12 protein-coding genes are annotated in these 14,570 nt (G+C 64.7%); all 12 read left to right on the forward strand.

Annotated elements, in window-relative coordinates:
* The first annotated feature begins 44 nt into the window (after positions 1–44).
* The 12 genes from argC (at position 45) to tyrS (ending at position 13,962) form a co-directional block, all read left to right on the forward strand.
* Complete coding sequence (gene argC, locus H290_RS0119305) at positions 45–1,082, forward strand: N-acetyl-gamma-glutamyl-phosphate reductase (protein ID WP_020108475.1); 1,038 nt, start codon at positions 45–47, stop codon at positions 1,080–1,082.
* Between the two features lie 71 nt (positions 1,083–1,153).
* Positions 1,154–2,341: a bifunctional glutamate N-acetyltransferase/amino-acid acetyltransferase ArgJ gene (gene argJ / locus H290_RS0119310; RefSeq protein WP_036519635.1), complete on the forward strand. Its 1,188-nt coding sequence runs from the start codon at positions 1,154–1,156 to the stop codon at positions 2,339–2,341.
* Entirely contained in the window at positions 2,338–3,282 is a 945-nt protein-coding gene (argB, locus tag H290_RS29250) for an acetylglutamate kinase (RefSeq protein ID WP_020108477.1), read from the forward strand. The genes argJ and argB overlap by 4 nt, the downstream gene beginning before the upstream one ends.
* On the forward strand, positions 3,279–4,478 hold the full coding sequence (locus tag H290_RS0119320) for an acetylornithine transaminase (RefSeq protein WP_020108478.1): 1,200 nt from the start codon (positions 3,279–3,281) through the stop codon (positions 4,476–4,478). Before argB ends, H290_RS0119320 begins: the two co-directional genes overlap by 4 nt.
* A complete protein-coding gene (gene argF, locus H290_RS0119325; RefSeq protein WP_020108479.1) occupies positions 4,475–5,398 on the forward strand; it encodes an ornithine carbamoyltransferase in 924 nt (307 codons plus the stop codon). The genes H290_RS0119320 and argF overlap by 4 nt, the downstream gene beginning before the upstream one ends.
* Positions 5,377–5,865: an arginine repressor gene (locus tag H290_RS0119330; protein WP_028463402.1), complete on the forward strand. Its 489-nt coding sequence runs from the start codon at positions 5,377–5,379 to the stop codon at positions 5,863–5,865. Before argF ends, H290_RS0119330 begins: the two co-directional genes overlap by 22 nt.
* 107 nt (positions 5,866–5,972) lie before the next feature.
* Entirely contained in the window at positions 5,973–7,169 is a 1,197-nt protein-coding gene (locus H290_RS0119335; RefSeq protein WP_020108481.1) for an argininosuccinate synthase, read from the forward strand.
* 2 nt (positions 7,170–7,171) lie between these two features.
* Positions 7,172–8,617, forward strand: coding sequence for an argininosuccinate lyase (argH, locus tag H290_RS0119340; RefSeq protein WP_020108482.1), 1,446 nt, complete (start codon positions 7,172–7,174; stop codon positions 8,615–8,617).
* Between the two features lie 108 nt (positions 8,618–8,725).
* Positions 8,726–11,713, forward strand: a complete 2,988-nt coding sequence (locus tag H290_RS29255; protein WP_020108483.1) for an AMP-binding protein — start codon at positions 8,726–8,728, stop codon at positions 11,711–11,713.
* Between the two features lie 48 nt (positions 11,714–11,761).
* Positions 11,762–12,001, forward strand: coding sequence for a Trm112 family protein (locus H290_RS0119350; RefSeq protein WP_020108484.1), 240 nt, complete (start codon positions 11,762–11,764; stop codon positions 11,999–12,001).
* Between the two features lie 3 nt (positions 12,002–12,004).
* Positions 12,005–12,679, forward strand: coding sequence for a DNA-3-methyladenine glycosylase (locus H290_RS0119355; RefSeq protein ID WP_020108485.1), 675 nt, complete (start codon positions 12,005–12,007; stop codon positions 12,677–12,679).
* Entirely contained in the window at positions 12,676–13,962 is a 1,287-nt protein-coding gene (gene tyrS / locus H290_RS0119360) for a tyrosine--tRNA ligase (protein ID WP_020108486.1), read from the forward strand. The genes H290_RS0119355 and tyrS overlap by 4 nt, the downstream gene beginning before the upstream one ends.
* Positions 13,963–14,570 lie beyond the last annotated feature (608 nt).

A 14,570-nucleotide genomic window follows, 5' to 3' on the forward strand; every position in this document is an offset into this window, starting at 1 on the left:
ACCCGCTTATGAATTAACTTGCGGTGGGGTGCATAATGAATCATATGAGTGTGTCAGTGGCAGTTGCCGGCGCCAGCGGGTATGCGGGTGGAGAAATTCTCCGTCTGTTGCTCGGTCATCCCAAGTATGCATCCGGAGAGTTGCAGATCGGTGCTTTGACGGCCGGGTCGAATGCCGGGTCGTCGTTGGGGGAGCACCATCCACATCTGCTGCCTCTGGCGGACCGTGAATTGGCGGAGACGACCACCGAGATCCTGTCCGGGCACGACGTCGTCTTCCTCGGTCTCCCGCACGGAACCTCCGGGCCCGTGGCCGACGCGCTGCCGCCGGCGACCCTGGTGATCGACTGCGGTGCGGATTTCCGGCTGCAGGACTCGAGCGAGTGGGAGCGGTACTACGGCGGTACGTATGCCGGTAGCTGGCCCTATGGGCTGCCCGAACTGCCCGGCAACCGCGAGGTTCTCGCCGGGGCCACCCGGATCGCGGTCCCCGGCTGCTATCCCACGGTGAGCACGCTTGCACTGTTGCCGGCCGTCGCCGCAGGCATCATCGCCCCGCAGGTCACCATCGTTGCGGTCAGCGGCGCCTCGGGCGCCGGACGGTCCCCGAAGGTCGATCTGCTCGCCTCCGAGGTCATCGGTTCGGCGCGGGCATACGGGGTCGGTGGGGTCCACCGGCACACGCCGGAGATCATCCAGAACCTGTCGGCTGTGGCGAACACGCCGGTCAGCGTCTCGTTCACGCCGGTCCTGGCGCCGATGGCGCGAGGCATCCTGGCCACCTGCACTGCTCCGACGTCGGTGACCACCGCGCAGGCGCGGGCGGTATACGAAAAGGCATACGCCGACGAACCGTTTGTCACCGTGCTGCCTGAGGGACGGCAGCCGACCACCGGGTCGGTGATCGGTTCGAACGCGGTTCAACTCAGTGTTGCGGTCGATGAGCGGTCCGGCACCCTGATCGCGGTCGGCGCGATCGACAACCTCACCAAAGGCACTGGTGGCGGTGCCGTGCAATCGATGAATCTGGCCCTGGGATGGGGCGAAACCGAAGGACTGAGCACCGTGGGAGTGGCGCCGTGAACCAGGACAGCGTGAACCAGGGCAGTGACAATGTGGCCGGCCACTGGCGCGAGGTCGACGGTGGACACCGCATGACCAACATCCAGGGTGTCACCGCGCCGCTGGGCTTCCGGGCGGCAGGCATCAAGGCCGGGATCAAGGCGAGCGGTAAAGAAGACCTGGCGCTGGTGTTCAACGAAGGCCCCGACTACGCGGCCGCCGGCGTGTTCACCTCCAACAAGGTCAAGGCCGCTCCGGTCTTGTGGAGTCAGCAGGTCCTGAGCACCGGCCGCCTTCGTGCGGTCGTCCTCAACTCCGGCGGCGCCAATGCCTGTACGGGTCCGGGCGGATTCCAGGACACCCATGCCACCGCCGAGGCGACCGCCGCGGCGATCAGCCACTGGGGCACCGAGACCGGTGCCATCGAAGTCGCCGTCTGCTCGACCGGTTTGATCGGTGACCGGCTTCCGATGGACAAAGTGCTCGCCGGTGTCACGGCGATCGTCCACGAGATGGGCGGCGGTCTGTCCGGCGGCACCAACGCGGCATACGCGATCATGACCACCGACACCGTCCCCAAACAGGCGGCGTTTCACCACAGCGACGGCTGGAACGTCGGCGGGATGGCCAAGGGTGCGGGCATGATGGCACCGTCGCTGGCAACGATGCTCAGTGTGATCACCACCGACGCCGCGGTCTCGGCCGCGCAGCTGGACGAAGCACTCCGGGCGGCCACCGCGCTGACCTTCGACCGGCTCGACGTCGACGGTTCCTGCTCCACCAACGACACTGTGCTGCTGCTCAGTTCGGGTGCCAGTGAGAAGACGCCGGATCAGGCCGCCCTCAACGAGGCCGTCCGGTTGGTCTGCGACGACCTGGCGAAGCAGATGCAGGCCGATGCCGAAGGCGTCACCAAGCGGGTTGTGGTGACCGTGACCGGTGCCGCCAGTGATAGCGATGCCCTGGCCGCCGCTCGCACGATCGCCCGCGACAGCCTGGTCAAGACGGCGCTGTTCGGTTCGGATCCCAACTGGGGCCGGGTCCTGGCTGCGGTCGGCATGGCTCCGGTGGAACTCGATCCGGATCGAATCTCCGTGCGGTTCAACAACTATCCGGTGTGCGAAAACGGAATGGGTGTCGTCGGGGCACGTGACGCCGACCTGTCCGGCATCGACATCGACCTCACCGTCGATCTCGGTATCGGTTCGGGAACCGCATTCATCCGGACCACCGACCTCTCCCACGCCTACGTCGAAGAGAATTCGGCCTACTCGTCATGACGGACGCCGAATCTGAACTCAGCGCGCTCGACAAGGCGCACGTGCTCGGTGAGGCGCTGCCCTGGCTGAAGCGGTTTGCCGGCAAGGTGATCGTCGTCAAGTACGGCGGCAACGCGATGATCGATGACGATCTGAAGGCGGCGTTCGCCGAGGACATGGTCTTCTTGCGCACCTGCGGGATTCACCCGGTCGTCGTGCATGGCGGTGGTCCGCAGATCTCGGCGATGCTCAAGCGTCTCGGGATGAGCGGTGAGTTCAAAGGTGGCTTCCGCGTGACCACACCGGAGGTGATGGACGTCGCGAGGATGGTTCTGTTCGGTCAGGTCGGACGCGAACTCGTCGGCCTCATCAACGCACACGGTCCGTACGCGGTGGGGATCTCGGGTGAAGACGCCCATCTGTTCACCGCGACTCGTCGCTCGGTGATGGTCGATGGCGAGGCAACGGACATCGGTCTCGTCGGTGACGTGACCACCGTGAATCCGGGTGCAGTCACCGATCTCATTGCAGCGGGCCGTATTCCGGTCGTCTCGACGATTGCACCCGACGCGGATGGCGTCGTCCACAACATCAACGCGGACACCGCGGCCGCCGCGCTCGCCCAAGCTCTCGGCGCCGAGAAGCTGGTGGTGCTGACGGATGTCGAAGGCCTGTACACCAATTGGCCGGATCGTGGATCGCTGGTGTCGGAGATCGGCACCACCGCGCTGGCCGAACTGCTGCCGAGTCTGGATGCCGGGATGGTGCCGAAGATGGAGGCCTGCCTGCGGGCGGTTGCCGGCGGCGTTCCCCGTGCCCACGTGATCGATGGCCGCACACCGCATTCGACGCTGCTCGAACTGTTCACCACCGAAGGCAACGGAACCATGGTTGTGCCCGACAGCGACGACCAGATTGTCGATGTATACGGCGAGAAACCACCTATCGAGGACAAATCATGACCAACCCGACCGACCCGACCCTCGCTCTGCAAGAGCGGTGGACGTCGTCGTTGATGAACAACTACGGCACCCCGAAGGTGGCTCTGCGCTCGGGCAAGGGTGCGGTTGTGACCGGTGCCGATGGACGTGAGTACCTCGACCTCCTCGGTGGTATCGCGGTGAACATCCTCGGGCACGGAAATCAGGCGATCATCGACGCGGTGAGCGCGCAGCTCTCGACGCTCGGGCACACGTCGAATCTCTATCTCACCGAGCCGGTCATCAAGCTGGCCGAATCGTTGTTGTCGCGGTGGGGTGTGGCGGGCAAGGCGTTCTTCTGCAACTCGGGCGCCGAGGCCAACGAGGCCGCGTTCAAGATCGCGCGTCTGACCGGCCGGCCCGAGATCATCGCTGCCGAGAAGGCTTTTCACGGCCGGACGATGGGCGCGCTCGCGATGACGGGTCAGCCCGCCAAGCGGGCCCCGTTCGAGCCGATGCCGGCCGGTGTGCGCCACGTGCCGTACGGCGACCTCGACGCGATGAAGGCTGCGATCGGCCCGCAGACCGCGGCCGTCATCCTCGAACCGATCATGGGTGAGAGCGGAGTGATCGTCCCGCCGGTGGACTACCTGGCCGCTGTGCGGGCCCTGACCACCGAGCACGGTGCCCTCCTGATCCTGGACGAGGTCCAGACCGGAATCGCCCGGACCGGAACGTTTTATGCGCACCAGGCGACCGGGATCACCCCGGACGTGATGACCCTGGCCAAGGGCCTCGGTGGCGGTCTGCCGATCGGTGCGGTGCTGGCCACCGGCCGAGCGGCCGATCTGCTCGAACCCGGACAACACGGCACCACCTTCGGCGGTAATCCGGTGTGCGCCGCGGCGGCACTGGCCGTACTCGAACAGGTCGATACCCTCGATCTGACCAATCACGCTGCGCGGCTCGGCAAACACATCACGTCGTCGATCGAAGAACTCGGTCATCCGCTGATTGCCCACTCACGTGGTTCGGGTCTGTTGATCGGCATCGTGCTGACCGAGCCCATCGCGCCGGCCGTCGAGGCGGTGGCCCGCGACCATGGCTACCTCATCAACGCCCCGGGTCCCGACGTGTTGCGGCTGGCCCCGCCCCTGATCCTCACCGAGGAGCAGGCAACCGGATTCGTCGGCGACCTCCCGGCGATACTCGACGCCGCGAAAGGAGTCACGTCATGACACGCCACTTCCTGCGGGACGATGACCTGTCGCCGGCGGAGCAGGCGCACGTGCTCGAACTCGCCGCCGAAGTGAAGCGGAATCCCTTCGCCCACAAGCCACTTGCCGGTCCCAAAGGTGTTGGGGTGATCTTCGACAAGAACTCCACCCGCACCCGGTTCTCGTTCGAGGTCGGTATCGCGCAACTCGGTGGTCACGCCGTTGTCGTCGACGGCAAGGCCACTCAGCTCGGCCGTGAAGAGACCCTCGCCGACACCGGCCGGGTGTTGTCGCGGTACGTCGAGGCCGTGGTCTGGCGGACCTATGGCCAGGACCGGCTCGAAGAGATGGCATCGGCGGCGACGATCCCGGTTGTCAACGCGCTCTCCGACGACTTCCACCCCTGTCAGGTCCTCGCCGACCTGCAGACGATCGCGGAGCAGAAGGGCAAACTCGCCGGTCTGACGCTGACGTATCTCGGCGACGGGGCCAACAACATGGCGCATTCGCTGATGCTCGGTGGCGTGACCGCCGGCATGCACATCCGGGTCAGTGCACCCGAAGGATTCACCCCCGATGACAGGTTTGTCGGGTATGCCGCCGAACGCGCCGAGCTCACCGGTGGCAGCGTGACGGTCATCGGGGATCCTCAGGAGGCCGTCGCCGGCGCCGACGTGCTGGTCACCGACACCTGGACCTCGATGGGCCAGGAGGATGACGGCAAGGACCGGGTCGCACCGTTCCGGCCCTACCAGATCAACGCAGAACTGGTCGAGCTTGCGGATCCCGACGCCATCGTCATGCACTGCCTACCGGCTCACCGCGGCGAGGAGATCACAGACGAGGTCCTCGACGGCCCGCGCAGTGTGGTCTTCGACGAAGCAGAGAACCGGTTGCACGCACAGAAAGCGGTGCTCATATGGCTTCTGGAACAGCAGTGACCACCCGGGCCGGACGTCATGCCCGGATCGTGTCGCTGCTGGCCGGTGCCCAGGTGCACAGCCAGACCGAACTGCAATCCCTCCTGGCGGACGAAGGGATCGAGGCGACCCAGGCGACGTTGTCTCGTGACCTCGACGAACTCGGTGCGGTGAAGTTGCGCGCGGCCGACGGCGGATCGGGCATCTACGTCGTACCCGAGGACGGATCCCCGGTCCGCGGGGTCAGCGGCGGCACCGACCGGCTGTCCCGACTACTCGGCGAACTGCTGGTCTCGGTCGACTCCAGCGGCGGGATGGCAGTGCTGCGGACCCCGCCGGGTGCGGCCCATTATCTGGCGAGCGCACTGGACCGGGCGACCCTCCCGGACGTGGTCGGAACCATCGCCGGAGACGACACATTGTTTGTGCTCGCCCGCGAACCCATGACCGGAGCCGACCTGGCCGAAATGCTGGAGGCGTTGGCATGAGATTCTGACCATGCGGCCGTGTACCACCACGCACAATTTTGTTGACACCCAAGACTTCAACAGTCATCACGAACGAAGCACGACGAAAAACAAGGAGTGACCCCCTCATGGCGGAGCGCGTAATCCTCGCGTACTCGGGCGGCCTGGACACCTCGGTGGCCATCAGCTGGATCGGTAAGGAGACCGGTAAGGAGGTCGTGGCGGTTGCCATCGACCTCGGTCAGGGTGGCGAGGAGATGGAGGTGGTTCGTCAGCGAGCCATCGATTGTGGCGCTGTCGAGTCCGTGGTGGTCGACGCCCGCGACGAGTTCGCAGAGGAATACTGCCTGCCGACCATCACCAGCAACGCGCTGTACATGGACCGGTACCCCTTGGTGTCCGCGATCTCGCGCCCACTGATCGTCAAGCACCTGGTGACCGCGGCTCGCGCCCACGGCGGCACGGTTGTCGCCCACGGCTGCACCGGCAAGGGCAACGACCAGGTCCGCTTCGAGGTCGGATTCGCCACGCTGGCACCGGAACTCGACGTCATCGCCCCGGTCCGTGACTACGCCTGGACCCGAGAGAAGGCCATCGCATTCGCCGAGGAGAACGCGATCCCGATCAACGTCTCCAAGAAGTCGCCGTTCTCCATCGACCAGAACGTCTGGGGTCGGGCAGTGGAGACCGGATTCCTCGAGGATCTGTGGAACGCTCCGACCAAGGACGTGTACTCGTACACCGAGGACCCCACCATCAACTGGATGGCCCCCGACGAGGTCATCATCAGCTTTGAGAAGGGTCGCCCGGTCGCCATCGACGGCCGCCCGGTCAGCGTGCTCGAAGCGATCGTCGAACTCAACCGTCGGGCCGGCGCGCACGGTGTCGGCCGCCTCGACGTCGTCGAGGATCGTCTCGTGGGCATCAAGAGCCGCGAGATCTACGAAGCACCCGGTGCGATGGTCCTGATCCGGGCTCATGAGGAACTCGAGCACGTCACCCTCGAACGCGAACTCGGTCGCTACAAGCGCCACACCGACCAGAAGTGGGCCGAGCTGGTTTACGACGGGCTGTGGTTCTCGCCGCTCAAGCGGTCGCTCGAAGCGTTTGTCGATCACACCCAGGAGCATGTCTCCGGTGACATCCGGCTGAACCTGCACGGCGGCCACATCGCTGTCACCGGCCGGCGCAGCGAGGAATCGCTGTACGACTTCAACCTCGCCACCTACGACGAGGGCGACACCTTCGACCAGTCGGCGGCCAAGGGCTTCGTGCACCTGCACGGCCTGTCGTCGAAGATCGCTGCCAAGCGGGACCTCGGCTGACGATGAGCGGAAACGGAGCCGGAGCGCGACCAGACAGTCAAGCCCCGGGTACCAACGAGGGTTCGCTGTGGGGTGGCCGGTTCGCTTCCGGTCCGGCCGACGCCATGGCGGCCCTGAGCAAGTCGACACACTTCGACTGGGTGCTGGCTCCGTACGACGTCCGGGCGTCGCAGGCGCACGCCCGGATCCTGCACAAGGCGGGTTTGCTGTCCGACGACGACGTGGCCACCATGCAGGACGGTCTGTCCCGGCTGGCCGCCGACGTCCGTTCGGGTGCCTTCGGTCCGGCCGAGACCGATGAGGATGTCCACGGAGCACTCGAGCGTGGCCTGATCGAACGGGTCGGTCCCGAGGTCGGTGGCCGGCTGCGGGCCGGCCGTTCCCGCAACGATCAGGTCGCAACCCTATTCCGGATGTGGTTGCGGGATGCGATCCGTCAGGTCTCAAGCGGTGTCCTGGACGTCGTCGACGCGCTGATCGCCCAGGCGAAGGCGCATCCCGATGCGGTGATGCCGGGCAAGACCCATCTGCAGGCGGCGCAGCCGGTTCTGCTGGCACATCACCTGCTTGCCCACGCGCATCCGTTGCTGCGAGATGTCGAGCGCCTCAAGGATTTCGACAAGCGCGCCGCGGTGTCGCCGTATGGTTCGGGTGCTCTGGCGGGATCGTCGCTCGGCCTCGATCCGGCCGCGATCGCCGAGGATCTCGGATTCGACAGCGCAGCCGAGAACTCCATCGATGCCACGTCCTCACGTGACTTCGCTGCCGAGGCCGCCTTTGTCTTCGCGCTCATCGGTGTTGACCTCTCGCGGATGGCCGAAGAGGTGATCCTCTGGAGCACACCGGAATTCGGCTACATCACTCTCGCTGACGAATGGTCGACGGGTAGTTCGATCATGCCGCAGAAGAAGAACCCGGACGTCTCCGAGCTCACGCGTGGAAAGTCCGGACGGATGATCGGCAACCTCACCGGATTGCTGGCCACACTCAAGGCACAACCGCTCGCCTACAACCGCGACCTGCAGGAGGACAAGGAACCGGTTTTCGATTCGGTTGCCCAATTGCAGTTGTTGTTGCCGGCGATCGCGGGCCTGGTCGGAACTCTGACATTCCACGAAGAGCGGATGGCTGAGCTCGCTCCGGCCGGATTCACCCTGGCGACCGATATCGCGGAGTGGCTCGTCCGGGCCGGTGTGCCGTTCCGGGTCGCGCACGAAGTGGCCGGCGCGTGCGTGCGTGCCGCCGAAGGCCGCGGCGTCGGACTTGCCGACCTGACCGACGAAGAGTTCGCGGCGATCAATGCGGCGTTGACACCGGATGTCCGCGAAGTGCTCACGGTGGCAGGCTCGATCGCGTCCCGCGATGCGCTCGGTGGGACGGCCGGCGTGCGCGTGGCGGAACAGCTGGAGCGACTCGCGGGGAAGGCTGCGGGACACCGGAACTTCTGACTTCGGGGATACTGGTCACCGGTAGCCATCGCCGCAGCCAGCGGCGATGGCGACGGGTAACATGTGACGCCAGTCACCAATTCTTCGATGTTGTTGTGAGGGGGGTTTGTGCGAGGCGTTCCCAACGTCAAGGAATCCTTTGATCGTGTTGTGGCCACGGCACAGAACGGGCTCGAGGTCATCCGGTACGGCAGTCTCGAAACCGGGACCCGGCCTGCGCCGTTCCGGGTAGAGGAGACGGTCCCGATGTACCGGCTGCGCCGGTACTTCCCGGACGATGTGGCACAGGGTCCGCCGGTCGTGCTCGTCCCGCCGATGATGGTGGCGGCAAACGTCTATGACGTCACCACCGAGAACGGTGCGGTGAGCATCTTGCACCGCGCCGGCCTCGACCCCTGGGTTGTCGACTTCGGATCACCGGACAAGATCGACGGCGGAATGAGCCGCACGCTGGCCGACCACATCGTGGCGATCGACGAGATCATCGACCGGGTCCGTGCGGTGACCGGGAAAGACGTGCATCTCGCCGGGTACTCCCAGGGCGGGATGTTCTGCTATCAGGCTGCTGCGTACCGCCGGTCCAAAGGCATCGCGAGCATCGTCACCTATGGCAGTCCGGTGGATGTGCTCGGAGCGCTGCCGTTGGGCCTGCCGGCCGCGTTGGTGACGCCCGGCGCACAGTTCTTCGCCGACAATGTGTTCAACCGCATCGCGATCCCCGGATGGTTGGCGCGTACCGGCTTTCAGCTTCTCGACCCGGTGAAGGCGGCCCGCAGCCGCATCGATTTCCTGCGCCAGCTCCACGACCGGGAAGCGTTGTTGCCGCGCGAGGATTCCCGCCGTTTCATCGAAGTCGACGGCTGGGTCGCCTGGTCGGGTCCCGCGGTGGCAGATCTGCTGCGACAGTTCGTGGTCCACAACCGTCTGGTCGGCGGCGGTTTCGTGATCAACGACCAGGTGGTCACACTCGCCGAGATCACCTGCCCGGTACTGGCCTTCGTGGGCGAGGCCGACGACATCGGTCAGCCGGTGGCGGTTCGGGGCATACTGCGCGCCTCGCCAATGGCTCGAGTTTATGAATCATCCTTGCCGGTAGGGCATTTCGGATTGGTGGTCGGCACGACCGCCGGCACGCGAACATGGCCGACAACCGCCGAGTGGATACGCTGGAACGACGGATCGGGCGAGGAACCCGAAGCAATCGAGAAGATGCGTGACGACGGCGATCAGAGCCACGGAACCGGCGTCAGTTTCTCGTCCCGGATTGCGCATGGTCTCGGATCGGCCGCCGGGATGGGTGCCGATACCGGCCGCGACATCGTCGGCGCGGCCAAATCGGTCGGCCGGACCGCGGATGCGGTGCGGCGGGAGTCGTTGCGCGTCTTACCACGATTGGTGCGGCTCGGTCAGATCCATTCCCGCACAACCATTTCGCTCGGCAAGTTGATGAACGAGAACGCTCGCCGGAACGGCAGACAGGAATTGTTCCTGTTCGAGGACCGCGTCTTGAGTCATCGGCAGGTCAACGACCGCATCGACAACGTGGTGCGCGGGCTCATCTCCTGCGGGGTCCGGCCGGGTGAACACGTCGGCGTCCGGATGCTGACCCGTCCGAGCGCACTGGTCGCGATTGCCGCGTTGTCCCGACTCGGTGCGGTCGCGGTGATGTTGTCGGCCGGGTCCGACCTGAAACCGTCTCTGCGGCTTGGGGTTTGCTCGCTGGTGCTGACCGACCCGGCCAACCTCGAGGAGTTGGCTGCGATCGCCGACCGGGTCTTGGTCCTCGGTGGCGGTGATGAGCGGACACTCGCGCAGGCCGACGGTGAACGCGTCATCGACATGGAACAGATCGATCCGGAGTCGGTGGAGATCCCCTCCTGGTATCGGCCCGATCCCGGGCGCGCAGGCGATCTCGCGTTTGTGCTGTTCAGTAAGAACGGCAGCAACCTCGAGAAGTGGCCGGTCACAAACCATCGATGGGCGTTGTCGGCGTTTGGCGCCGCATCCGCCGCCGCACTCAGTGGTAACGACACCGTGTACTGCCTGACTCCGCTGCATCATGCGTCCGGCCTGTTGACGTCCCTCGGTGGCACGGTCGTGGGCGGCGCCCGGATCGCGTTGTCCGCCGGGCTCGATGCCGACACGTTCGCCGCCGAGATCCCGCGGTACGGGATCACCGTGGTGTCTTACACCTGGTCGATGTTGCAAGACATCATCGGGTCGGACGATTTCTCGATCACCGACCACAACGCGATCCGGCTGTTCATGGGGTCGGGTATGTCTGCCGGACTGTGGGAAGACCTGAACGAGAAGTTCCCGCGGGCCCGAGTACTCGAGTTCTTCGCGACAGGTGACGGATCGGCCATCCTGGCAAATGTCACCGGCACAAAGGTCGGCTCGTCGGGCCGGCCGGTGCCGGGCGTCAATGATGTTGCAGTCGCCGCATTCGATCTGGCCGAGGGCCGCCTGATCACCGACGATGACGGTTTCGTGCGCGAAGCCCGGGTCGACGAAGTAGGGGTCATGCTGTCAAAAGCGCAGCAGCAGTATGAAGTCGGTGCGACCGTCCTTCGTGACGTGTTCGCGGTGGACGATCGGTGGCAGCTGTCTGAACACATGTTCTCCCGCGATGCGGACGGCGACTTCTGGTTCATGGGCCATTCCAGCGCGGTGGTCGATTCGGCCGATGGATACATCTATCCGCAACCGATCGTCGACGGGCTGTCCCGGCTCGTCCAGGTAAAGCATGCAGTGGTCTACAAGGTGGGAGAACCAGGGAACCAGATTGCGGTCGCCGCGGTGTCGAGGCAGGAGGGGACCGGTTCGCCGACCGGATCCGCACTCCGACTTGCACTTGCCGGTCTGACACCCGCGCAGCGACCACACATCATCCGAATCCTCGACCACATCGACGTGTCCTCGTCATACCGCCCGCTGAGTGCGGCGCTTGAGGCCGCCGGGATCCCGGCCGCGGGTGCGTCGGTCTGGTATCGCGATGAGGGTGGCCGATACCGCAGACTCACCAAGGCGATTGCACAGGAATTCGGTTGGGAACCGGGTGGTTCCGTGATCCCGCCGGCAGTGAGTCCGGGCTGACGGTGATCGTCGGGTGCCGGGTACGGCGGGCCGGGTACCGTTGACCCCGTGCCACACGAAGCCGGATTGAGCCCATTGCTGCTGACCTTGCTGGCCTGCCCGCAAGATCACGGTCCATTGCTGGTCATCGGCAATGAGGAGATGTACAACCCTCGCCTGCGCCGGGTCTACCGCATCGATGACGGAATACCCGCACTACTGATCGACGATGCACGTGACGTCGACGACAGCGAACACGAGCAACTGATGTCGCGAGTGACCGCAACAACCGGCCCCGTCGCCGACTGATCGTTGCCCACGCCGGTCCTGTTCGATGCACTCCGGTTGGCCGGCGCCACCCCGGTGCAGGCCGCTCGCCGATTGCTCGGGTCCTACCTCGAAGTCGACGGTCCGGGTGGGACGGTACGAATGCGCCTCGTCGAAGTCGAAGCCTATGGCGGTCCACCCGACAGCCCATTCCCGGATCCGGCGTCCCATGGTTACCGGGGCCGGACCGATCGCAATGAGGTGATGTTCGGAGATGCCGGTCATCTCTACGTCTATCGCTCGTACGGCATCCACTGGTGCGGCAACATCTCGTATGGTCCGGTCGGGCAGTGCGGTGGTGTGCTGATGCGTGCAGGGGAGATCGTCGGCGGTGAACAACTGGCACGAGAACGCCGGAGCACTGCCCGCACCGACACGCAATTGGCTTGTGGCCCAGGCAATGTGGGTTCAGCAATGGCGATCGGGCGAAACTTCAACGGGGTGGCGGTCTGTACTGCGGACTCACCCGTGAGATTGCTCCGTGGGCCGCGTATTCCGGCATCCGCTGTCGGGCACGGGCCCCGGGTCGGAGTGAGCACCGCGCAGGATCGCCCGTGGCGACTGTGGGATGAACGCAGCCCTGCGGTCTCGAAGTACCGGCGCGCCGCACCCCTCCGGCTGTCGGTACCGGTCGTTGATGGGGGAGGATCGACTACGTGACCGCAGCAAATTTCGCACCGGCAGACATCCTGGAAGACCTGACTTGGCGAGGGCTCATCGCCCAGAGCACGGACCTCGACGAGTTGGGGAAAGTGCTGTCCGAGCTGACGACGCTCTATGCCGGATTTGATCCGACCGCACCGAGCCTGCACGCCGGGCACTTGGTGCCGCTGCTGACTCTGAAGCGATTCCAACGTGCAGGTCATCGCCCGATCGTGCTCGCGGGCGGCGCCACCGGAATGATCGGTGACCCCCGCGATGTCGGGGAGCGGACCATGCAATCGGCCGAGACTGTCGCCGACTCCGCCCGCCGGATCAAGGGGCAACTCGAGCGTTTTGTGGACTTCGACGAGTCGCCCAACGGTGCCGTCGTTGTCAACAACCTGGACTGGACCGGCAAGCTCACCGCCGTCGACTTCCTGCGCGACCTCGGTAAACACTTCTCGGTGAACGTCATGCTCGCGCGCGACACGGTTCGTCGCCGTCTCGAGTCCGATGGCATGAGCTACACCGAGTTCAGCTACATGTTGTTGCAGGCCAACGACTACCTGCAGTTGCACCGCGAGTACGGCTGCGCACTCCAGGTCGGTGGTTCGGATCAGTGGGGCAACATCATCGCCGGCGTCGACCTGACCCGACGGGTGGACGGTCATGCGGTGCACGCGATGACGGTTCCGCTGGTCACCTCGTCGGACGGCAAGAAATTCGGCAAGTCGACCGGTGGTGGAAGTCTGTGGCTCGACCCGGAGATGACCACGCCGTACGCCTGGTACCAGTACTTCCTGAACACCGCAGATGCCGATGTCATCCGCTACCTGAAGTGGTTCACGTTCCTGGGTCGCGAGGAAATCGCAGAGCTCGAGCAGGTCACCGCCGATTCACCCCACCTGCGGGCCGCCCAGCGTCGGTTGGCCGCGGAGATGACCACGCTGGTGCACGGGCAGTCGAACACCGATGCGGTGGAAACCGCCAGCCAGGCGTTGTTCGGTCGGGCCGAACTCGACAGTCTCGATGAGGGCACGCTGTCTGCCGCGCTGTCGGAGACCACCGTCGCCGAGTTCGACGCCGGCTCAACGCCGACGATCGTCGAGTTGCTTGTTGCCACCGGACTGTCGGACAGCAACAAGGCTGCGCGACGCACCATCAACGAAGGCGGCGCCTACGTGAACAACAACAAGATCACTACCGATGACTGGACGCCGGCCGCTGACGACCTACTCCACGGTGCGTGGCTCGTGGTGCGTCGAGGCAAAAAGAATCTCGCGGGCGCAAAGGTTGGCTGAGCCTTTCGAGTTCAGTCGAGTTGTTACGGCGTAAATCGCTGTGACCAGCTGATTTGACGCGATGCCGACAACCGCGTAACTTTTGTCGAGTCAGCGAGTGAGGCGCCGGAGAGCAAGAGTCCGGAGCGGCCCTAACACCGACGAGAGAGTCTTTTCTCGAAGGAACAACGTTGACCGCCCAAGTGAGAAATTGCATCCGCTTTCGAGTGGGGTTTTCGAGCGCGGGTGGCCCGAAAAGTCGAGAAACTCGGCGCGACTAGCTGGTTACCAGCGTGTTGCATGAAGGTTTCGAAGCTGGTAGGTTGGGAGACCTGCGCCAGAGAGAGTCCGGCCGCAGAACTTCTAGGTTACAGAATATAACTACTCCATCCAAGATGGCACTCGTAAACGGTGTCGAAGTTGGTTGTGGGTGTGTTCTTTGAGAACTCGATAGTGTGTCGATGGATTGTTAGTGCCAATTTAGGTGCTGTGTCTGTCACGGTGACGAAACCCCATCTGGGGTGAGTTCCTGGCGGGGCAGTGCCGGCATTAGTTTGAAATTGTTTTTGATTGCCATTCGCAGGTTTTGAGTCCTGTGGGTGATGGTCAGTTTTTGTTTGGTTGGGATT

The sequence above is a fragment of the Nocardia sp. 348MFTsu5.1 genome (assembly GCF_000383535.1).
Classification (GTDB): domain Bacteria; phylum Actinomycetota; class Actinomycetes; order Mycobacteriales; family Mycobacteriaceae; genus Williamsia; species Williamsia faeni.